This window comes from Ectopseudomonas khazarica (genome assembly GCF_004521985.1).
GTDB classification, from domain to species: domain Bacteria; phylum Pseudomonadota; class Gammaproteobacteria; order Pseudomonadales; family Pseudomonadaceae; genus Aquipseudomonas; species Aquipseudomonas khazarica.
This window is the reverse complement of the sequence record NZ_SBHZ01000001.1, coordinates 126,085-146,801: the sequence shown is the minus strand read 5'-3', so window position 1 is coordinate 146,801 and position 20,717 is coordinate 126,085. Positions and strand designations below refer to the sequence as shown.

Sequence of the window (20,717 nt, the reverse complement as noted above, 5' to 3'; positions counted from 1 at the left end):
CCTCCCGCACGGGAGGGGGTGGCAAGGTGGATGGTTGAAGAATCAGGCAGCCGGTTCGAACAGCTGCACCGCCGCGATCTCGCTGACGGTCATGCGGGCCTTGAGCTGCACGGCCTGCTCGCGCACCTTGGCCATGGCGGCTTCCTTGACGTGGCCATAGCCGCGCACCTGCTCCGGCAGTTCGGCCAGCGCCACGGCGGTGCGGTAGTTGTCCGCGTTCAGTTCGCTGAGCAGGTAAGCCAGGTTGGCCTCGTACTCCTCGATCAGCTCACGTTCCAGACGTCGCTCGGTGCTGTGCCCAAAGGGGTCGAGCACCGTACCGCGGAGGAACTTGAAGCGCGCCAGCAGCGCGAACGCCTTGAGCATCCAGGGACCGAAGCTGCGCTTGCGCGGCTCGCCGGTCACCGCATCGGGCTTGCTCAACCAGCTCGGTGCCAGGTGGAACTGCAACTGGTAGTCGCCCTCGAACTGCTCTTCCAGGCGCTTGCGGAACGTCGCCTCGCTGTACAGCCGCGCCACTTCGTACTCGTCCTTGTAGGCCAGCAGCTTGAAGTAATAACGCGCGACCGCCTTGCTCAGCGCCTGCCCGGCGTCGCTATCCGCCTGGCGCACGCGCTCGACCAGCGCCCGGTAACGTTCGGCGTAGGCGCCGTTCTGGTACAGGCTCAGGCGCTGCATGCGGTCGGCGACGATCTCGTCCAGCGTGCTGCAATGCGGAGCCTCGACCACCTTGGGCGCGGCGAGCTTCTCCACCGCAGCCATGTCATGTGCCGCGCGCCGCCCCCAGAGGAACGCCTGCTGGTTCAACTGCACGGCCACGCCATTGAGCTCGATGGCCTTGTCGATGGCCTCGGCCGAAACCGGCACCAGGCCGCGCTGGTAGGCAAAACCGAGCATGAACAGGTTGGTGGCGATGCTGTCGCCGAGCAGGCGCGTGGCCAGGCGCGTTGCATCGACAAAGCGGGTCTTGCCCTCGCCCACCGCCTCGCTGATCGCCTCGCGCATCGCCGCGCCCGGCACCTGGGCATCGGGGTTGCGGGTGAATTCGGCCGTGGCCGACTCGTGACTGTTGATCACCGCGTGGGCGATCTTGTCATTCAGCTTGGCCAGCGACTCCTCGCTGGAAGCCACCACCAGGTCGCACCCCAGCAACAGGTCGGTTTCCCCGGCCGCGATGCGCACCGCGTAGATATCGCTCTGCCGCGCGGCGATGCGGATATGGGTGATCACCGGGCCGAACTTCTGCGCCAGGCCGGCCTGGTCGAGTACGGTGCAGCCCTTGCCTTCGATATGCGCGGCCATGCCCAGCAGCGCACCGACGGTGGTCACGCCGCTGCCGCCCACACCGGGCAGCAGAATGTTCCAGGGACGCGTCAGCGCAGGCTGTTTCGGCTCCGGCAAGGCGATGAACAGGGCACCCAGGCCCACGGCCTCGGGCTTGCGCAAGCCGCCGCCATGCACGGTGACGAAGCTCGGGCAGAAACCCTCGAGGCAGCTGTAGTCCTTGTTGCAGGCGCTCTGGTCGATCTCGCGCTTGCGCCCCAGTTCGGTCTCCAGCGGCAGCACCGACAGGCAGTTGGACTTGACGCTGCAATCGCCGCAGCCTTCGCACACGTCCGGGTTGATGAACACGCGCTTGGCCGGGTCGACCAGCTTGCCGCGCTTGCGCCGACGGCGCTTTTCGGTCGCGCAGGTCTGGTCGTAGAGAATCACCGAAACGCCCTTGAACTCGCGCAGCTCACGCTGCACGGCGTCCAGTTCGCGGCGGTGATGGAAGGTCACGCCCGGCGCGAAGGTGGCGCGGGTCGGGTACTTGTCCGGCTCGTCGCTGACCAGAGCGATGCGTTTGACGCCCTCGGCATGCACCTGCTGGCTGAGCTGGTCGATGCGCAGCTCGCCGTCGATGGGCTGGCCGCCGGTCATGGCCACCGCGTCGTTGTAGAGGATCTTGTAGGTGATGTTGACCCCGGACGCGACGGCGGCACGCAAGGCCAGGTGCCCGGAGTGGAAGTAGGTGCCGTCGCCCAGGTTCTGGAACACGTGCGGCGTGTCGGTGAAGGGAGCCTGGCCGATCCAGGTCGCGCCCTCACCGCCCATCTGGGTGAAGGTGTCGGTGCTGCGATCCATCCACTGGGTCATGTAGTGGCAACCGATGCCGCCGAGCGCGCGGCTGCCTTCCGGTACCTTGGTCGAGCTGTTGTGCGGGCAGCCGGAGCAGAAGTGTGGGGTGCGCACGGTCTTGTGCTTGGGCGCGGCCAGGGCCTTTTCCTTGGCGTCGAGGAAGGCCAGGCGTTCCTCGATGACCGGGCTGCTGTAGATCGGCGCCAGGCGCTTGGCGATCACCCGGGCGATCATCGCCGGGGTCAGCTCGCCCAGGTTGGGCAGCAGGGAACCGCCCTCCTCGTCGAACTCGCCGACCACGCGCGGGCGCTTGCCCACCGGCCAGTTGTAGAGCTGACCGGTGAGCTGGTCCTCGATGATGCTGCGCTTCTCCTCCACCACCAGGATTTCGTCCAGCCCTTCGGCGAACTGGTGCACGGACACCGGCTCCAGCGGCCAGCTCATGCCGACCTTGAGCACGCGCAGACCGACCTTGGCGCACAGCGCCTCGTCCAGACCCAGGTCATCCAGGGCCTGGCGCACGTCCAGGTAGGACTTGCCGGTGGTGATGATGCCCAGCCGCGGGTTCGGCGAATCGAGCTTCACCTGGTTGAGGTTGTTGGCCAGCGCGAACGCGCGAGCTGCATAGATCTTGTAGACGTTGAGGCGCTTCTCCTGCGCCAGGGGCGGGTCCGGCCAGCGGATGTGCACGCCATCCTCGGGCAGCTGAAAATCCTCGGGAATCTTCACCTGCACGCGCAGTGGGTCGACATCCACCACGGCCGAGGAGTCGACGTTCTCGGCGATGGTCTTCAGCGCCACCCAGCAACCGCTGTAGCGCGACAGCTCCCAGCCGATGATGCCGTAGTCCAGGACCTCCTGAACGTTGGCCGGATTGAGCACCGGAATCGACGCGGCGATGAAGGCATGCTCGCTCTGGTGAGCGATGGTCGAGGACTTGCAGCCATGGTCGTCGCCCGCCAGCAGCAGCACGCCGCCGTGCTTGGAAACGCCGGCCGAGTTGCCATGCTTGAACACGTCGCCGCTGCGGTCCACCCCCGGCCCCTTGCCATACCACATGGCGAACACGCCGTCGTAGCGTGCCCCCGGGAACAGGTTGGCCTGCTGGCTGCCCCACACGGCCGTCGCCCCGAGTTCCTCGTTGACGCCCGGCTGGAAGTGGATGTGGTTCTGCTTGAGGTAGTCGCGCGCGTCCCACAGGCTCTTGTCCAGGCCGCCCAGGGGCGAGCCGCGATAGCCGGAGATGAAACACGCGGTATTCAGACCGAAGGCGGCGTCACGCTGCTTCTGCAGCATGGGCAGGCGGGTCAGGGCCTGGGTGCCGGTCAGGTAGAGGTGACCGGTAGCGAGGCGATATTTGTCATCCAGGCGGATTTCGGCCAGGGACATGGAGCGCTCCTTTTATTCTTATGGCGAGCACGAGGAGCGCGACGGTAAACGCGCTCCGTTGCATCCGGCCGCAGGATCACCACGACGGATTTGCCTAAAGCATGACTGGAGGGTTCCGCTTTTTTCTTTCTATTTTTCAGATTGCAGGACAATACTTCGCATGATCCTTCCAACAATCACAAGAAAATGGAAATAGTCATGCAGGATAAGCTCAGCGCCATCGACCGCAGGATTCTCCGCCTGCTGCAACACAATGCCGACCTCTCCGCCGCCGAGGTGGCCGAGAAGGTCGAGCTGTCGCAGTCACCCTGCTGGCGGCGCATCCACCGCATGCAGGAAGACGGGCTGATCGAGCGCAAGGTCGCGCTGCTCAGCCACAAGCGCCTGGGTTTCGGCATCACCGTGTTCGTCGACATCAAGCTGTCGGCGCACGGTCGCGGCAATCTGGATGAGTTCGAACAGGCCGTGGTCGGCTATCCCCAGGTGCTGGAGTGCTACAGCATGGCCGGCAGCTCGGACTACCTGCTCAAGGTGGTGGCCAAGGACATCGCCGACTACGAGCGCTTCCTGCGCGACCACCTGCTGCAGCGCCCGCATGTGCACGAAGCGCATTCGCACATCGCCATGAGCGAGGTCAAACGTACCACCGAACTGCCGCTGGACTGATCAGGCCTGCGTGGCCGCCAGGCGCCTGGCCTTGCGCGCACGCAGGCTGGCCATCAGCGAGGGGCCGAGGGCGGTCAGGGCGGAGCCGAGCACCACCACCACCGCACCGGCGTAGGCGATCCAGTTGACCGCCTCGGGCAGCACGTGGTCCGGCCACCAGGTGGACGCCAGCGCCACGGACACGAAGGTCACCAGCGGCGTCAGCGCCAGGGTGGCACTGACCCGCGACGCTTCCCAGTGCGCCAGCGCCTCGGCGAAGGCGCCGTAGGCCACCAGGGTATTGAGGCAGCAGGCCAACAGCAGCCAGCCTTGCAGCGGGCTCAGCTCCAGCACCTGCAGCGGCTGCGCCCAGGGCGTCAGCAGCAAGGCGCAGGACAGGTAGATGACCATCATCACCTGCACCGAACTCCACAGCGTCAGCAGCTGCTTCTGCGCCAGACCGTAGAAGGTCCAGACGAAGGCGGCGGCGAGCACGGTCAGTACGCCGGTGGTATAGGTCGTCAGCGACGTCAGCAGCTCGCCCAGGCGCTGATTGAAGAACAGGCCGAAGCCCAGCAGCATCACCACCAGGCCCAGCGCCTGACCCAGGCTGAAGCGTTCGCGGAAGATGAACAGGCTGCTGATCAGCAGCAGGATCGGCGCCACCTGGATCACCAGTTGCGTGGTGCCGGGGCTCAACAGCCTGAGCCCGACCAGGTACAGCACATAGTTCGCCGTCAGCCCGCCGATGGCCAGGGCCAGCAGCCAGGCGCCCTTGCGCCCCAGCGGGCGGAAACGTGGCAGGCGGCGAGCGGCGGCGAGGTAGGCCAGCAGCAGCGAACCCGCCACCGTCAGGCGGTACCAGGTGACCGTGACCGGGTCCATGACCTGCAGGACTTCTTTCAGTTTGATCGGCAGGATGCCCCAGAGCAGCGATGTGAGCAGGGCGAGAAGCAGGCCGTACATCCAGCGGCCGGAGGAAATGTGCATGGCGACCTCAGCAGCGCGGTCGACTGAACGCGTCGACCGCAGCCGGCCATTCTAGGAGAGGCCGACGCACCAGCACAGTGACAGTTCGGCTCGCTTGCCGAGAGTAACTGTACCGCCTGGCACGCCTCAGGTGTCAGCAGGCCGGCGTCAAAATTCAATAAAAAACGCCAACCAGTAGCCAACGGCCGGCAACTTCGACCATTGGTCGCCTTGCCGGGCAAGCCGCTCCGCTCGCAGTAGACTCAGCCTATCCAGCACCTGCAGATGGAGCTCTCGTCATGTTCGGCCAACGCACTGTCGACCCCCAACCGGGCACGCACTACCGCAGTTCACGCCTGAGCGCCGTCAATGGCCAGTATTTCTTCGCCACCCGCGAAGGCACGCTGGAAGGCCCCTACCTCTCGCGCCACGATGCCGAGCAGAGCATCCAGCGCTACATCGAGCGCATGGCCATGGCGGACAAGCTGATCCGCCACAGCAGCGAGCACATCGACAGCCAGCAGCGCCGCGACGCGATCAAGCACAATCAGGAACTCTGATCGCTACAGGTGGGCCAGCCCGAGGTCGCCGCGGTGGGCCGCGAGGTGTGGCAACACTGCGGCCAGCAGCGGTTCCTTGAAGGCATCCTGGAAACGGTGGGCCAGCCCCGGAATCAGCTTCAGCTCCGAGCCCTTGATGTGCGCCGCCACGTGGACACCATGCATCACCGGTAGCAGCGGGTCGGCGGTGCCATGCACCACCAGCGTCGGCACGCTCAGGCGGTTGAGCAACTCGACCCGGCTCGACTCGGCGAGAATCGCCAACAGTTGCCGCTGCACGCCTTCGGGATTGAAGGCCCGGTCGTAAGCCACCTCGGCCTGGTGCAACAGCAACGCGCGATCATCCTTGACCGAGGGGCTGCCCAGCGCCGCGAGCAGGTCGGCCTGTTGCTGCAGCGCGGCCTCGCGGCTGCCGGCCTCGCGCCGCGCCAGCAGCGCGACCAGCGCATCGCTGGGTGCCGGCAGGCCCTGGGCACCGGAACTGGTCATCACCAGGGTCAGGCTGAGCACCCGCTGCGGCGCCAGATCGGCCAGGTGCTGAGCGATCATGCCGCCCATGCTCGCCCCCAGGACATGGAAAACGCCGATACCCAGGCCGTCCATCAAACCCAGCGCGTCGCCTGCCATGTCACGCAGGTGATAGGGCGCTCCCAGCGACAGCCCCAGGCGGTAGCGCACCACTTCGTAAGGCAGGTTGATGCTCGGCGCGGGTTTGCGCCAGCTGCTCAGGCCGACGTCGCGGTTATCGAAACGAATGACCCGGAAGCCCTGCTGACAGAGACGCTCGACCACTTCGTCGGGCCAGTGGATCAGCTGCCCGCCCAGGCCCATGATCAGCAGCAGCGCCGGGTCGCGCTCGCGACCGACGCTCTGGTATGCCAGACGAACGTCACCGACGTCCGCATAGCGGGTCGGCTCGGACAGATCGCAACGATTGGCAGCAAAAGACTGCACGCCGCACAGCAACGCGGCAATGAAGATGAGTGCACGCATGAAGAACACCAGAAACATAGAACCCCACTGAAACGCGATTCTGGTGAAAGTCGTTCGACGGCGCTGCCACACAAGCGTGACAGTTTGATGAAGGAGGACGAACGGTTGCCCGGCAAGTGACCAAAGGCCCATGCAGAGCGTACCCCTCCGTACCGGCTGGCAGGAGGGGCCTGGCGCTACGGGCGGAACATCAGGCCAGTTCCGCGCGCAACTGCCGGGCTGCCGCGACCATGTTGACCAGCGCGGCCTCGGTCTCGGGCCAGCCGCGGGTCTTCAATCCGCAATCGGGGTTGACCCACAGCCGCTCCAGCGGGATGCGCCGCGCCGCCTTGCGCAGCAGAGCGGCCATCTCGGCGCTGTCGGGTACGCGCGGCGAGTGGATGTCGTAGACACCCGGGCCGATCTCGTTGGGATAGGCGAACCGTTCGAAGGCCGCCAGCAGCTCCATGTCCGAACGCGAGGTCTCGATGGTGATCACGTCGGCGTCCATCGCCGCGATGGAGTCGATCACGTCGTTGAACTCGCTGTAGCACATGTGCGTGTGGATCTGCGTTTCGTCACGCACGCCGCTGGCGCTCAGGCGAAATGCCTCGGTGGCCCAGTCCAGGTAGCCCTGCCAGGCCGCCTGACGCAGGGGCAGGCCCTCACGGAACGCCGCCTCGTCGATCTGGATGACCTTGATTCCGGCGGCCTCCAGATCGACCACCTCGTCACGGATGGCCAACGCCAGCTGCCTGGCCTGCACCTCACGCGGCACATCCTCCCGGGCGAAGGACCACATCAGCATGGTCACCGGCCCGGTCAGCATGCCTTTCATCACCTTGTCGGTCAGGCTCTGCGCGTACTGGATCCATTCCAGGGTCATCGCCCGAGGGCGGCTCAGGTCGCCGACGATCACCGCCGGTTTCACGCAGCGCGACCCGTAGCTCTGCACCCAGCCGAAGCGGGTGAAGGCGTAGCCGTCCAGTTGTTCGGCGAAGTACTCGACCATGTCGTTGCGCTCGGCCTCGCCATGCACCAGCACATCCAGCCCGAGGCGCTCCTGCACCTGCACCGCATGGCGGATCTCGCTGTGCATGGCCTCGGTGTAGTCGGCCAGGCTCAGCTTGCCCTGACGGAACGACTGCCGCGCCAGACGAATGGCCGCAGTCTGCGGGAAGGAACCGATGGTGGTGGTCGGCAGCACCGGCAACCGCAGGCGCTCGCGCTGCTTGCCGATGCGCTCGGCGAACGGCGACTGGCGCTGGGCATGGCGCGGACGCGTCGCAGCCAGACGTGCCTGCACCTCAGGCTTGTGAATGCGCGTCGAGGCCGCGCGCGCCGCCTGGACCTCGCGGCTCGCCGCCAGCGCCGCCTGTACCCCGGCATCCTGCGGCGCTTCCAGGGCCTTGCCCAGCAGCGCGACCTCCTCACACTTCTGTACCGCAAAGGCCAGCCAGCCTTTCAGCTCGGCGTCGAGCTGGTCCTCGCGCGCCAGGTCCACCGGGCAGTGCAACAGCGAGCAGGACGGCGCCACCCACAGGCGCTCGCCCAGACGTTCATGGGCATGGCGCAGCACGTCGAGCGCCTTTTCCAGGTCGCAGCGCCAGACATTGCGCCCGTTCACCATGCCGAGCGACAGCACCTTGTAGGCCGGCAGCCGGTCGAGAATCGTCGGGTACTGGTCCGGTGCCCGTACCAGGTCGATATGCAGGCCATCCACCGGCAGGTTGGCCGCCAGGCCGAGGTTGTCCTCCAGACCGCCGAAATAGGTGGCGATCAGCTTGCGGCAGGGTTCGCGCTGAATCAGGTTGTAGGCGCGCTCGAACGCGTTCTTCCAGGCCTGCGGCAAGTCCAGCACCAGAATCGGCTCGTCGATCTGCACCCACTCCACGCCTTGCTCGGCGAGGCGCTGGAAAATCTCGCCATAGACCGGCAGCAGGCGCTCGAGCAGCTCCAGCTTGTCGAACTCATCGCCCTTGGCCTTGCCCAGCCACAGGTAGGTCAACGGGCCGATCAGCACCGGCTTGACGCTATGACCGAGCGCGTGGGCTTCGGCCACTTCCTCGAACAGTTGCTCCCAGCTCAGGGCGAACGCCTGATCGGCACTGAACTCCGGCACCAGGTAGTGGTAGTTGGTGTCGAACCACTTGGTCAGCTCCTGAGCGTGGGCGCCGCCACAGCAACCGTTCGTGCTCGCCACGGCGCCACGCGCCATGGCGAACAGGGTGTCCAGGGTCGGTTTGCCGGCGGCCGGGCGGAAGCGCTCGGGAATCACGCCGAATGCCAGGGAATGGCCGAGCACCTGGTCGTACCAGGCGAAGTCGCCCACCGGCAGCAGGTCGATGCCGGCGTCTTTCTGCAGTTGCCAGTGCTCGGCACGCAGGCGCTGGCCAACGGCGCGCAGCCCGGCCTCGTCCAGCTCGCCTTTCCAATGGGCTTCGAGGGCTTTTTTCAGTTCACGGTCGCGGCCGATGCGCGGGAAACCGAGGGAATGGGACAGGGCCATGGGGTGACGCTCCAGAGTCAATCGAGATGGCGCCATTCTCGGCATCGCCAGCACGTGAGACAAACTCAAGATTTTCGTCTTGATCTAAAGATTTACTCATGTAGGCTGTATGAACCACTTTCATCCAGCCACGACATTGGATGAATGAAACCTTCGCAGAGACCCGTCATGCTCGAGCTACGCCACCTGAAAACCCTGCACGCCCTGCGCGAAACCGACAGCCTGGTGGAGGCCGCCGAGCGCCTGCACCTGACCCAGTCGGCCCTGTCGCACCAGTTCAAGGAGCTCGAGGAGCGACTCGGCCTGCAGCTGTTCGTGCGCAAGACCAAGCCGGTGCGTTTCACCAGCGCCGGCCTGCGCCTGCTGCAACTGGCCGACGCCGCCCTGCCCCTGCTGCGTGGCGCCGAACGGGACCTGGCGCGCCTCGCCGGTGGCACCGCCGGGCGCCTGCACATGGCCATCGAATGCCACAGCTGCTTCCAGTGGCTGATGCCGACCATCGATCAGTTCCGCGACGCCTGGCCGGAAGTGGAACTGGACCTGGCCTCGGGCTTCTCCTTCGCACCACTCCCCGCGCTGGCACGCGGCGACCTGGACCTGGTGGTGACCTCGGACCCCGTCGAACTGGCCGGCATCACCTACGTACCGCTGTTCACCTACGAGGCCATGCTGGCCGTGGCCAACCAGCACCGTCTGGCGCACAAGGCCTATATCCAGCCACAGGACCTGGCCACGGAAACCCTCATCACCTACCCGGTGGAACGTGACCGCCTGGACATCTTCACCCGCTTCCTCGAACCCAACGACGTGGAACCCGCGCAGGTACGCACCTCCGAGCTGACGGTCATGATGATGCAACTGGTGGCCAGCGGACGCGGCGTCTGCGGCCTGCCCAACTGGGCGCTGCACGAGTACAGCTCGCGTCACTACGTCAGCGCCAAGCGCCTGGGCGAAAAGGGACTGTTCGCCACCCTCTATGCGGCGATCCGCAGCGACATGCTCGATGCGCCCTTCATGCGCGACTTCCTGCTCACCGCCAAGGACACCTCCTTCGCCAGCCTGGAAGGCGTCAGCGTGGCGCGCTGAGCGCCACTGCGCAGACAAAGGCCGCTCGCGCAGGCGCGTGGCCGCCTTTTCATCACATCTGCCGCGTGCCCCGCACCATACGCAGCAGGCTTCACCGCCCGCCGGGCACCAAGACAACGAAATGGCCGGTCCCCGGACGGCCTCGCAGCGCTCCCCCGGCGAACGGTACCCGCCGGCAGCAGGGCGCAACCCCACCCACGCCAATTGCCTTGTTACAACTCCTGGCTTGCCGCCTTGTGACCAACAGTCATAGCATGACCACCGGTCACAGTCTTTCGTGGAAAGTCCATGCGCTATCAGGATCAACTCTTCCAGCAACGTGAAACCGCCTTGCTCGAAGCCGCTCGACAGCTGTTCCAGAGTCAGTCCTGGGACCGCGTCACAATCGCCGAAGTGGCACGCCAAACCGGCATCGGCAAGGGCACCGTGTACAAACACTTTCCCAGCAAGGAAGCGCTGTTTGCGCGCCTGGTGCTGGATCGCTCGCGCATGCACCTGATCGAACTGCAGACACTCTCCCACTCGGCCCCGGCGCCGGAAGCCATGCGCCGGATGATCCGTCGCGCCTTCGAGCAACTGCTGGCCGACCCGCTGCAGGCCCAGCTGTGCCTGCACTGTGACCGCCCGGCCTTTCAGGAACGCCTGGAGCCGCCCTACCGCGAACAGTTCCTCGAACTCGAAGCCGAGTACATGGCCCTGTTCAGCGAACTGCTGCAGAACAGCTTCGCCGGCCTGCAGCTTTCTGACGAGCACTGCCAGCACCTGTTGTGGGGCGTGGAGGCGTGCATCAACGGGGTGATGACGCGCATTGCCTCGGGCGGTTTCGAGCACTGGGCCGACCCCATTGCCTTCGACGCCTATTTCGAGCGCGTCACCGACTTCATCATCGCCGGCCTGCACGGCCAGGCCGCTGCGCTGCTGGCAGCGGCCGCCACCAACGAGTAAGGGATTCTCATGTTCACGCACCTCAGCAAACGCCCCTGGATCATCGCGGTCGTCATCGCCATCGTTCTGCTGCTCTGGCTGTTCAGCGGCGAACGCTTCAGCGCCCGTGACGAGGCGCAGGCCGAGCCGGACAAGCCCCTGGCCGCCGCCGAGCTGGCCCGGGTCGAAGTGCAGTGGCTGGAGGCACAGCCCATGCAGCGCCAGCACGTGGTACAGGGGCAGATCGAAGCTTGGCGCCGGGTCGAGCTGCGTGCGCAGGTCAGTGGCAGCGTGCAGAAGCTGGACCAGGACAAGGGCAACCGCGTCGCCGCCGAGCAACTGCTGCTCAGCCTGTCGCCGGATGACCGGCCGGCCCAGGTGGCGCGCAGCGAAGCCGACGTGCGCCAGCGCGAGAGCGACGTGACTGCGGCCAGGCGCCTGCGCGAGCGCAGCCTGATCTCCGCCAGCGAACTGATGCGCCTGGAGAGCGAACTGGCCAAGGCCCGTGCCGAACTCGACAGCGCTCGCCTGCACCTGCGCAATACCAGGATCAAGGCGCCGTTCGCCGGCATCTACGACCAGCGCGCGGTCGAACTGGGCGACTACGTACAGCCCGGACAAAGCCTGCTGACCCTGGTGGACATCGACCGCCTCAAGGTCACCGCGCAGATCGCCCAGCAACAGGTCACCCAGCTGCAGCTGGGGCAGGCGGTGAGCGTGGAACTGCTCGACGGCCGCACGCTGCAGGGCGAGCTGCACTTCATCGCCGCTGCCGCCGACCCGGACTCGCGCAGCTTCCGCATCGAGGTCAAGGTGGACAACCCGGACGGCCTGCGCCTGGCAGGTGCCAGCGCCACGCTGCACATCCAGACCGGCGAGGCCATGGCCCACCGCCTGTCCCCTGCCCTGCTCAGCCTCGACGAGAACGGCCGCCACGGCGTCAAGTGGGTCAACGATGAGCAGCGCGTGGAGTTCACCCCCGTGCAACTGATCAGCGTCGACAACCAGGGCGCCTGGGTCAGCGGCCTGCCGCCGAAGGTCGCGCTGATCACCCTGGGCCAGGGCTTCGTCGAAGCGGGCCAGCAGGTGCGCACGCAACTCGCCGCAGAGGGCAGCTGAGATGCACGCACTGATTGCCGCCGCGCTCGACCGCAGCCGTACCACCCTGCTGATCCTGCTGTTCCTGCTGTGCGGGGGGCTGCTGGCCTACGTCGCCATGCCCAAGGAGTCCAACCCGGACGTCACTATTCCGATGATCTACGTGTCGGTGACCCTGGAAGGCATCAGCCCGGAAGATGGCGACCGCCTGCTGGTGCGCCCGCTGGAACAGGAGCTGCGCAGCCTGGAAGGGGTCAAGGAGATGAGCTCGGTCTCCAGCGAGGGCCACTCCTCCGTCACCCTGGAATTCGACGCGGGCTTCGACGCCAAGGTGGCGCTGGCCGACGTCCGCGAGAAAGTCGACACCGCGCGCAGCAAGCTGCCCGACGAGGCCGACGAGCCGACCGTGACCGAGGTCAACGTGGCTCTGTTCCCGGTGCTCTCGGTGGGTCTGTCCGGGCCGATCGCCGAGACCGAGCTGGTGTACATCGCCCGGCGCCTGAAGGAGAACATCGAAGGCATCGGCGAGGTGCTCTCGGTGACCATCGGTGGCGACCGCGAGGACCTGATGGAAATCGTCGTCGACCCGCAGGTGCTCGACAGCTACGGCATCGACTACAACGAACTGTTCAACCTGGTCAGCCGCAACAACCGCCTGGTCGCCGCCGGCAGCCTGGACACCGGTGCCGGGCGCATGAGCATGAAGGTTCCGGGCGTCATCGAGGACCTCGAAGACGTCATGAACATGCCGATCAAGGTGGTCGGCGACAGCGTGGTGACCTTCGCCGATGTCGCCACCATCCGCCGCACCTTCAAGGACCCCACCGGCTTCGCCCGGATCAACGGCCAGCCGGCCATCGTGCTGGAGGTGGCCAAACGCAGCGGCGCCAACATCCTCGCCACCATCGATCAGGTCAAGGCGCTGATGGAGCAGGCCAAACCCCTGCTGCCACCCGGCGTGGAAGTCAGCTACATCATGGACCAGTCGCAGGAAGTGCAGAACATGCTCGGCGACCTGCTCAACAACGTGCTGACCGCCATCGTCCTGGTACTGATCCTGGTGGTGGCGAGCATGGGCATGCGCTCGGCACTGCTGGTGGGGCTGACCATTCCCGGTGCGTTTCTCAGCGGCATCCTGCTGATCTGGATGCTCGGTTTCACCCTCAACATCGTCGTGCTGTTCAGCCTGATCCTGGTGGCCGGCATGCTGGTCGACGGCGCCATCGTGGTCTCCGAACTGGCCGACCGCTACCTGCAGCAGGGCCAGTCGCCGCGCCAGGCCTGGGCCAATGCCGCCACGCGCATGGCCTGGCCGGTGATCGCCTCCACCGCCACCACCCTGGTGGTGTTCCTGCCGCTGCTGTTCTGGCCCGGCGTGGTCGGCCAGTTCATGAAGTACCTGCCCGCCACGGTGATCATCTGCCTGCTCGCCTCGCTGGCCATGGCCCTGGTGTTCCTGCCGGTGCTCGGCGCCGTCAGCGGCGGCAAGGCGCGGCCACAGGCGACGACCAGCAACCGCGCCGGCACGGCCTATCGCCATCTGCTGGCGACGCTGCTCAAGCGCCCCGGCCTGACGCTGCTCGGCATGCTCGCGCTGATCGCCCTCATCTATATCGGCTACGGTCGCTTCAACCATGGCGTGGAGTTCTTCCCGGAGGTCGAGCCGGAAAGCGCGCAGATCTGGCTGCGTGCCCGTGGCGACCTGTCGATCCAGGAGAAGGACGCCCTGCTCAGGCAGGTCGAGAAGCAGGTGCTGGGCATGCGCGAGGTCAAGGCGCTGTATGCCCGCTCCCTGGCGCAACCGGAAGGTCAGCTGGGCGCCGACGTGATCGGCACCCTGCAGTTCCAGTTCGTCGACTGGCACCAGCGGCGCCCGGCCAAGGACATCCTCGCCGAAATGAGCCAGCGCACCGCCGGCATTCCCGGCGTGGTGCTGGAGTTCCGCAAGCAGGAGGAAGGCCCCACCGACGGCAAGCCGGTCAAGCTGCAGATCAGCACCCTGGACACGGCGCTGACCGAGCAGTGGGTCGAGCGCATTCGCGGCGAGATGCAGAAGCTCGGGGGTTTCGTCGATATCGAAGATGACCGCGCCCTACCCGGCATCGAGTGGCGGATCAAGGTCGACCGCGAAGCCGCGGCCCGCTTCGGCGCCGATGTACTGAGCGTCGGCAACGCGGTGCAGATGATCACCAACGGCCTGAAGCTGGCAACCTACCGCCCAGAAGACGCCACCGACGAAGTCGACATCCGCGTGCGCCTGCCCAACAACTGGCGCTCGCTCGATCAGCTTGGCCGCCTGACGCTGAACACGGCAGCCGGCCAGGTCCCGCTGAGCAACTTCGTCGACCTGCAGCCCGCGCCCAAGGTCGGCACCCTGCGCCGCGTCGATGGCGATCGCACCATCACCCTGCAGGCCGACCTGGCCGACGGCGCACGCCTGGACGAACGCCTCAAGGCCCTGCGCAAGGCGCTGGGGGAGGTGCCGGCCGAGGTCAAGGTGAAGTTCACCGGCGAGGATGCCGACCAGCAGGAGGCGGCCACCTTCCTGATGACCGCGTTCCTGGTCGCCATCTTCCTCATGGCGATCATCCTGGTGACCCAGTTCAACAGCCTCTACCAGGCAGCCCTGGTGCTTTCCGCGATCGTCCTGTCGACCGCCGGGGTGCTGATCGGCCTGCTGGTCAACGGCCAGTCGTTCGGCATCGTCATGGTCGGCATGGGCCTGATCGCCCTGGCCGGTATCGTGGTGAACAACAACATCATCCTCATCGACACCTACAACCAGCTGCGCCGGCAGGGCCTGGCCCCACGCGAGGCCGCGCTGGAGACCGGCAGCCTGCGCCTGCGCCCGGTGCTGCTCACCGCCGTGACCACCATCCTCGGCCTGATGCCGATGGTGCTCAGCATCAACGTCGACCTGCTCACGCCGAGCCTCGGCTTCGGCGCCCCGTCGACCCAATGGTGGACGCAGCTGTCCAGCGCCATCGCCGGCGGCCTGGCGTTCGCCACGGTCCTGACGCTGCTGCTGACGCCTTGCCTGCTGGTGCTCGGTGCGCGTTTCGAGCGGCGTCCGCCGCCACTGGAGACCTACGACACCGACCTGCTCGACCTGCCGGAACACCTCGTCGCCAGCAAACCCGGCAAGGCCCGGCTGCAACGCAGCGACTGAGGCCAGGCGCGCAGGCGCTATCGGCACCAGGCCACTGCATGGCAAAACGCCAGACTTGGCCTAGGCTGATCGATACGACAGCTCAAGGGCGGGAAAGGAAAGCTGGCAAGGACGCCTTTTTCCGCCACCGCAGCAACGCGAGCGCCCCGCAGAAACGACAAAGCCCTCCAGGAGAGGGCTTTGTTTTGCCTGCAGATCCGGCGATCTGCAGGCCACGCAACTGAAAACCGAGCTAACGAAGTGTATGGGGTCGGCATCCTGCCTGTTGGCCACTTCGTTAGCCCGGTGACCGGAGAGTAGTCCAGACGGTGGCACTGTGCCAAGCCTGAATTTCCGGCATTGCCTCACAGAACACGGAGGCCGGCAGCGCCGGCCCGCCAGTTCGAGTTCGATATTGCCAACTTCGTCGCAGCGAAGGCAAAACCACCGCACAGACATATCGCAATGATATTACAGACACCCTGCACAACTAACGCGCACAGCGCAGAAGTGCGTGCGACATAAGCACGCAGAAAAGCATCGACTTTATGACGCCATAAAAATAACACAGCGGAAATGTGCGACTTTTTTTTGGCGACATAAATACCACAAACTTTAAGTTATTGATTTTTATAATAAAAAAAATAACAAAATATTAAACAAACAAAATAAAAAAATAAGGTCCATGTTTTGCTTGAAAGCGCAAAACAGCCGACGCTAATATCCGCGCACTTTCAGCCAGCCAGCCGAATACAACGGAAATAAACCGTTGATTCATACAGGCGCAATGAAACAGGGATTAGGGTCAGCAGCGGCAATTGACCGACTCAGTTAATTAAGGAGAAGGACCTATGCGTATCAGTATTTTCGGACTGGGCTATGTGGGGGCTGTCTGTGCTGGCTGCTTGTCCGCCCGTGGTCACGATGTCGTCGGCGTGGACGTGTCGCAGGCCAAGATCGACCTGATCAACCAGGGCAAGTCGCCCATCGTCGAGCCTGGCCTGGAAGAACTGCTCGACGCCGGCGTACGTTCCGGGCTGCTGCGCGGCACCACCGACGTCAGCGCTGCGGTGCTGGCCAGCGAACTGTCGTTCATTGCCGTCGGTACGCCGAGCAAGCGCAATGGCGACCTCGACCTCGGCTACATGGAGTCGGTGTGCCAGCAGATTGGTGCAGCCCTGCGCGACAAGCCTGAGCGCCACACCGTGGTCGTGCGCAGTACGGTCCTGCCCGGCACCGTGAAGAACGTCGTGATCCCGCTGCTCGAAAGTGCCTCCGGCAAGCGAGCCGGTGTCGACTTCGGCGTGGCCACCAACCCGGAATTCCTCCGTGAAAGCACGGCGATCAAGGACTACGACTTCCCGGCGATGACCGTCATCGGCGAACTGGACGAACAGTCCGGCGACCTGCTGCAAGAGCTCTACAGCGAACTCGACGCACCGATCATCCGCAAGTCGATCGAAGTCGCCGAGATGATCAAATACACCTGCAACGTCTGGCATGCGGCCAAGGTCACCTTCGCCAACGAGATCGGCAACATCGCCAAGGCCGCCGGCGTCGATGGTCGCGAAGTGATGGACGTGATCTGCCAGGACCACAAGCTCAACCTCTCCAAGTACTACATGAAGCCCGGCTTCGCCTTCGGCGGCTCCTGCCTGCCCAAGGATGTGCGCGCCCTCTCCTACCGCGCCGGCAGCCTGGACGTCGAGGCGCCGCTGATCGGCTCGCTGATGCGCAGCAACGCCGCTCAGGTGAAGAAGGCCTTCGACATCGTCACGGGCTACGACAAGCGCCGCATCGGCCTGCTCGGCCTGAGCTTCAAGGCCGGCACCGACGACCTGCGTGAAAGCCCGCTGGTGGAGCTGGCCGAGATGCTCATCGGCAAGGGCTACGAGCTGAAGATCTTCGACAGCAACGTCGAATACGCACGGGTCTTCGGCGCCAACAAGGACTACATCGAGTCGAAGATCCCGCACGTCTCCTCGCTGCTGTGCAAGGAGCTGGACGATGTGGTCGCAGCCTCCGATGTGCTGATCGTCGGCAATGGCGAGCCACGCTTCGCCGATGTCGTGAAGGGCATCGGTGACGACAAGCAGATCGTCGACCTGGTCGGATTCATGGAACACGCCACTCAAGCCAACAGGGAAGGCATCTGCTGGTAAGCGCACGCTAACAAGAACAGCGGTGGCACCGGTGCGGTGCCGTTCGATTGGTTACGGCGCATGCCGGTTTCCTGCCAATAGCCCTGAATCGGTGTTTACACGGAGTGACAGCATGATTCCCCTGATTTTGTCTGGCGGCAGTGGCTCTCGCCTCTGGCCCCTGTCCCGCAAGCAGTACCCCAAGCAGTTTCTCGCCCTCACCGGCAACGAGACGATGCTCCAGCAGACCATCGGGCGCCTGGCGTTCGACGGCATGAGCAAGCCCATCGTGGTGTGCAACGAGGAACACCGCTTCATCGTCAGCGAACAGCTGGCGAGCATCGGCCACGAAGCCCAGACCATCCTGCTGGAGCCCTTCGGCCGCAATACCGCACCTGCGGTCGCCATCGCCGCCATGCACCTGCTGGCCGAGGGCCGGGACGAACTGCTGCTGGTACTGCCGGCGGACCATGTGATCGAGGATGTCGAGGTGTTCCACAAGGCCCTCGCCGTGGCCCGCAACGCAGCGGAACAGGGTGCGATGGTGCTGTTCGGCGTACCTGCCGAGCGCCCCGAGACCGGCTATGGCTACATCAAGACCGGACGTGATGCGTGCGAACTTCCGCAGGGCGTACTGGCGGTCGAGGCCTTCGTCGAGAAGCCCGACCTGGAGACGGCCTGCGAATTCGTGGCCCAGGGCGACTACGTCTGGAACAGTGGTATGTTCCTGTTCCGCTGCAGCCGCTACCTCGAGGAACTGCAGCGCCACGACCCGGACATCTATGACACCTGCCAGCTGGCGCTGAGCCGCAGCACCCACGACCTGCAGTTCATCCGCATCGACCCGAGCGCGTTCGAGTGCTGCCCCGACAACTCCATCGACTACGCCGTGATGGAGAAGACCGACCGCGCCTGTGTGGTGCCGCTGTGTGCCGGCTGGAACGACGTCGGCTCGTGGTCGGCGCTGTGGGACGTCCAGGACAAGGACGGCGACGGCAACTGCCAGTCCGGCGACGTGATGCTGCACGACAGCCACAACTGCCTGGCGCACAGCCAGAGCAAGCTGGTGACCCTGGTCGGCCTGGACGACGTGGTGGTGGTCGAGACCAAGGACGCCGTGATGGTCGCCCACAAGGACCGGGTGCAGGACGTCAAGCAGCTGGTCAACCAGCTGACCTGCAAGGGCCGCAGCGAGGCGAACAGCCACTGCCAGGTCTACCGCCCCTGGGGCAGCTACGACTCGCTCGACAGCGGCAACCGCTTCCAGGTCAAGCGCATCGTGGTGAAACCGGGCGCCAGCCTCTCCCTGCAGAAGCACCACCACCGCGCCGAGCACTGGATCGTGGTATCCGGCACGGCCCGCGTGACCTGTGACGACAAGACCTTCCTGCTCTGGGAAAACCAGTCGACCTACATCCCCATCGCCGCCATTCACCGCCTGGCCAACCCCGGCAAGATCCCCCTGGAGATCATCGAGGTCCAGTCGGGCAGCTACCTGGGCGAGGACGACATCGAGCGTTTCGAGGATGTCTACGGCCGCACCGACGACGTCACGATCAACTGATAGCGGCAAGACGTGCCCACACGGCTTCAATGGAGGAAGCACGCCCATGCTCAGGCATTTAACAGCACCTCTGGGGTGGTTCGAGGCCTCGCCCGGCCTCGGCAAACTGTGCGGTTGGCTCTGCCTGATCGCACTGATCGCGCTCGCCTCGGAGATGGTCGACCCCAGCTACCTGGACCCGTCGCACCAGAAGTTCATCTTCCTGATCGGAGCCCTGGGCATGTGGCGCTACGGCAACGCCGCGACCCACTACCTGCGTGGCATGTACTTCCTGCACTGGCGGTTTCCGCGCATGCGCAAGGCCGTCGAGCGCATGGGCGACGCCGCCCTGCCCGACCATATGTTCATGGTGGTGACCAGCTTCCGCATCCCGACGCACACCACGTTCAAGGTCTACCAGTCGGTGTTCCAGGAAGTGCAGCGCATGCCGGTGCCCTGCACCATCATCGCTTCCATCGTGGAGAAGGGTGACGAGAACTTCATCAAGGACATCATGCGCCAGGAGGTGCGTGATCGCGACGACATCAAGCTGGTCATCGTGCGGGCTCGCGGCACCGGCAAACGCGACGGCCTGGCCCACGCCTTCCGCGCCCTGTCACGGCAGATGCCACTGGAAAACGCCGTGGTCGGTGTGGTCGACGGCGACACCATGATGCTGCCGGGCTGCGTGGAGCGCGCCGTCACCCTGTTCGCCTACCTGCCCAGCGTCGGCGGCATCACCACCAACGAGTTCTGCGAGGTGGAAGGCAGCAGGCTGATGCAGGAGTGGCACACCATGCGCTTCGTCCAGCGGCACATCAACATGTGCTCGATGGCGCTGAGCAAGCGCGTGCTGACCATGACCGGGCGCCTGTCGTTCTTCCGCGCCAGCGTGATGACCGACCCGGCGTTCATCAAGGACGTCGAGGCGGACTTCCTCGACCACTGGCGCCTGGGCCGTTTCCAGTTTCTCACCGGCGACGACAAGTCCTCCTGGTTCAGCCTGATGCGCGCCGGCTGGGACACCTTCTACGTGCCGGACAGCCATACCCTGACCGTCGAGCACCCGCCAGACAACAGCTTCCTGCGCGCCACGCGGCAGCTGATGTATCGCTGGTACGGCAACTCGCTGCGGCAGAACTTCCGCGCGACCCGCCTGCTGGGCCTCGATCGCCTCGGCCTGTTCACCATGTACGTGCTCTACGACCAGCGCGTGTCCATGTGGACCTGCCTGATGGGCCTCAGCGCCTCGGTGGTGGCCGGCCTGCTGTTCGGCGTGCAGTACCTGCTGATCTACCTGTTCTGGGTGCTGCTGTCGCGGACCCTGGTGACGCTGCTGTTCTTCTTCACCCAGCACCCGGTCGATCCGATGTACCCCTTCGTTCTCTATTACAACCAGATCGTCGGCTCGGTGATGAAGGTTTACACCATGTTCCACATGGACCAGCAGAGCTGGACGCGGCAGAAGACCACGATCAGCAACGGCAACGTCAGCTTCGATGCGGCGCTCAACCGCTGGACCTCGAAGACCATGTTGCTGTCCTCCATCGCCATTTTCTTCGGGGTCATCTCGGTCCTGTTGGAACTCACGCAACCCTAAGCAAAGGCGCGA

12 protein-coding genes and 1 pseudogene are annotated in these 20,717 nt (G+C 65.2%); 9 read left to right on the top strand and 4 right to left on the bottom strand.

The genetic code is table 11. The features are described 5' to 3' along the window. Positions 1–42: 42 nt before the first annotated feature. Positions 43–3,510, bottom strand: a complete 3,468-nt coding sequence (locus EPK82_RS00655; protein ID WP_134675494.1) for an indolepyruvate ferredoxin oxidoreductase family protein — start codon at positions 3,508–3,510, stop codon at positions 43–45. A gap of 198 nt (positions 3,511–3,708) precedes the next feature. On the opposite strand from EPK82_RS00655, the gene EPK82_RS00650 reads away from it, so the two are divergent. Next, complete coding sequence (locus tag EPK82_RS00650) at positions 3,709–4,176, top strand: Lrp/AsnC family transcriptional regulator (protein ID WP_037055653.1); 468 nt, start codon at positions 3,709–3,711, stop codon at positions 4,174–4,176. Here the strand turns inward: EPK82_RS00650 and EPK82_RS00645 are convergent, their stop codons facing one another. Next, positions 4,177–5,145, bottom strand: a complete 969-nt coding sequence (locus tag EPK82_RS00645) for a DMT family transporter (RefSeq protein WP_134675493.1) — start codon at positions 5,143–5,145, stop codon at positions 4,177–4,179. A gap of 278 nt (positions 5,146–5,423) precedes the next feature. Here EPK82_RS00645 and EPK82_RS00640 point away from each other — a divergent pair. Beyond that, a pseudogene (locus EPK82_RS00640) lies at positions 5,424–5,612 on the top strand (DUF6316 family protein); the annotation flags it as partial. Positions 5,613–5,687: 75 nt separating this feature from the next. On the opposite strand, the gene EPK82_RS00635 reads toward EPK82_RS00640, so the two are convergent. Both EPK82_RS00635 and metE read right to left on the bottom strand, forming a co-directional pair. Beyond that, positions 5,688–6,677: an alpha/beta fold hydrolase gene (locus tag EPK82_RS00635; RefSeq protein WP_134675492.1), complete on the bottom strand. Its 990-nt coding sequence runs from the start codon at positions 6,675–6,677 to the stop codon at positions 5,688–5,690. Between the two features lie 190 nt (positions 6,678–6,867). After that, entirely contained in the window at positions 6,868–9,165 is a 2,298-nt protein-coding gene (gene metE / locus EPK82_RS00630) for a 5-methyltetrahydropteroyltriglutamate--homocysteine S-methyltransferase (RefSeq protein ID WP_134675491.1), read from the bottom strand. Between the two features lie 168 nt (positions 9,166–9,333). On the opposite strand from metE, the gene metR reads away from it, so the two are divergent. The 7 genes from metR (at position 9,334) to EPK82_RS00595 (ending at position 20,705) form a co-directional block, all read left to right on the top strand. Next, positions 9,334–10,251, top strand: a complete 918-nt coding sequence (gene metR, locus EPK82_RS00625; protein ID WP_037055645.1) for a transcriptional regulator MetR — start codon at positions 9,334–9,336, stop codon at positions 10,249–10,251. A gap of 288 nt (positions 10,252–10,539) precedes the next feature. Beyond that, the gene (locus EPK82_RS00620) at positions 10,540–11,196 is read left to right on the top strand and encodes a TetR/AcrR family transcriptional regulator (protein ID WP_134675490.1); all 657 of its coding nucleotides are present in this window, start codon (positions 10,540–10,542) and stop codon (positions 11,194–11,196) included. A gap of 9 nt (positions 11,197–11,205) precedes the next feature. Then, positions 11,206–12,294 (top strand): efflux RND transporter periplasmic adaptor subunit, encoded by a 1,089-nt coding sequence (locus EPK82_RS00615; protein ID WP_134675489.1) that lies wholly within the window; start codon positions 11,206–11,208, stop codon positions 12,292–12,294. A gap of 1 nt (position 12,295) precedes the next feature. Further along, a complete protein-coding gene (locus EPK82_RS00610) occupies positions 12,296–15,442 on the top strand; it encodes an efflux RND transporter permease subunit (protein WP_047584316.1) in 3,147 nt (1,048 codons plus the stop codon). An 830-nt stretch (positions 15,443–16,272) separates the two neighbouring features. Then, positions 16,273–17,583, top strand: coding sequence for a nucleotide sugar dehydrogenase (locus tag EPK82_RS00605; RefSeq protein WP_134675488.1), 1,311 nt, complete (start codon positions 16,273–16,275; stop codon positions 17,581–17,583). A gap of 112 nt (positions 17,584–17,695) precedes the next feature. Continuing rightward, on the top strand, positions 17,696–19,126 hold the full coding sequence (locus EPK82_RS00600; protein ID WP_037055634.1) for a mannose-1-phosphate guanylyltransferase/mannose-6-phosphate isomerase: 1,431 nt from the start codon (positions 17,696–17,698) through the stop codon (positions 19,124–19,126). Between the two features lie 46 nt (positions 19,127–19,172). Then, on the top strand, positions 19,173–20,705 hold the full coding sequence (locus tag EPK82_RS00595; protein ID WP_051800644.1) for a glycosyltransferase: 1,533 nt from the start codon (positions 19,173–19,175) through the stop codon (positions 20,703–20,705). Positions 20,706–20,717 lie beyond the last annotated feature (12 nt).

Coding starts and splice junctions, on each gene's coding strand:
- EPK82_RS00605 (WP_134675488.1), top strand. CDS start 16,273: ATGCGTATCAGTATTTTCGGACTGGGCTATGTGGGGGCTGTCTGTGCT.
- EPK82_RS00620 (WP_134675490.1), top strand. CDS start 10,540: ATGCGCTATCAGGATCAACTCTTCCAGCAACGTGAAACCGCCTTGCTC.
- EPK82_RS00615 (WP_134675489.1), top strand. CDS start 11,206: ATGTTCACGCACCTCAGCAAACGCCCCTGGATCATCGCGGTCGTCATC.
- EPK82_RS00635 (WP_134675492.1), bottom strand. CDS start 6,677: ATGCGTGCACTCATCTTCATTGCCGCGTTGCTGTGCGGCGTGCAGTCT.
- metE (WP_134675491.1), bottom strand. CDS start 9,165: ATGGCCCTGTCCCATTCCCTCGGTTTCCCGCGCATCGGCCGCGACCGT.
- EPK82_RS00600 (WP_037055634.1), top strand. CDS start 17,696: ATGATTCCCCTGATTTTGTCTGGCGGCAGTGGCTCTCGCCTCTGGCCC.
- EPK82_RS00595 (WP_051800644.1), top strand. CDS start 19,173: ATGCTCAGGCATTTAACAGCACCTCTGGGGTGGTTCGAGGCCTCGCCC.
- EPK82_RS00610 (WP_047584316.1), top strand. CDS start 12,296: ATGCACGCACTGATTGCCGCCGCGCTCGACCGCAGCCGTACCACCCTG.
- metR (WP_037055645.1), top strand. CDS start 9,334: ATGCTCGAGCTACGCCACCTGAAAACCCTGCACGCCCTGCGCGAAACC.
- EPK82_RS00655 (WP_134675494.1), bottom strand. CDS start 3,510: ATGTCCCTGGCCGAAATCCGCCTGGATGACAAATATCGCCTCGCTACC.
- EPK82_RS00645 (WP_134675493.1), bottom strand. CDS start 5,145: ATGCACATTTCCTCCGGCCGCTGGATGTACGGCCTGCTTCTCGCCCTG.
- EPK82_RS00650 (WP_037055653.1), top strand. CDS start 3,709: ATGCAGGATAAGCTCAGCGCCATCGACCGCAGGATTCTCCGCCTGCTG.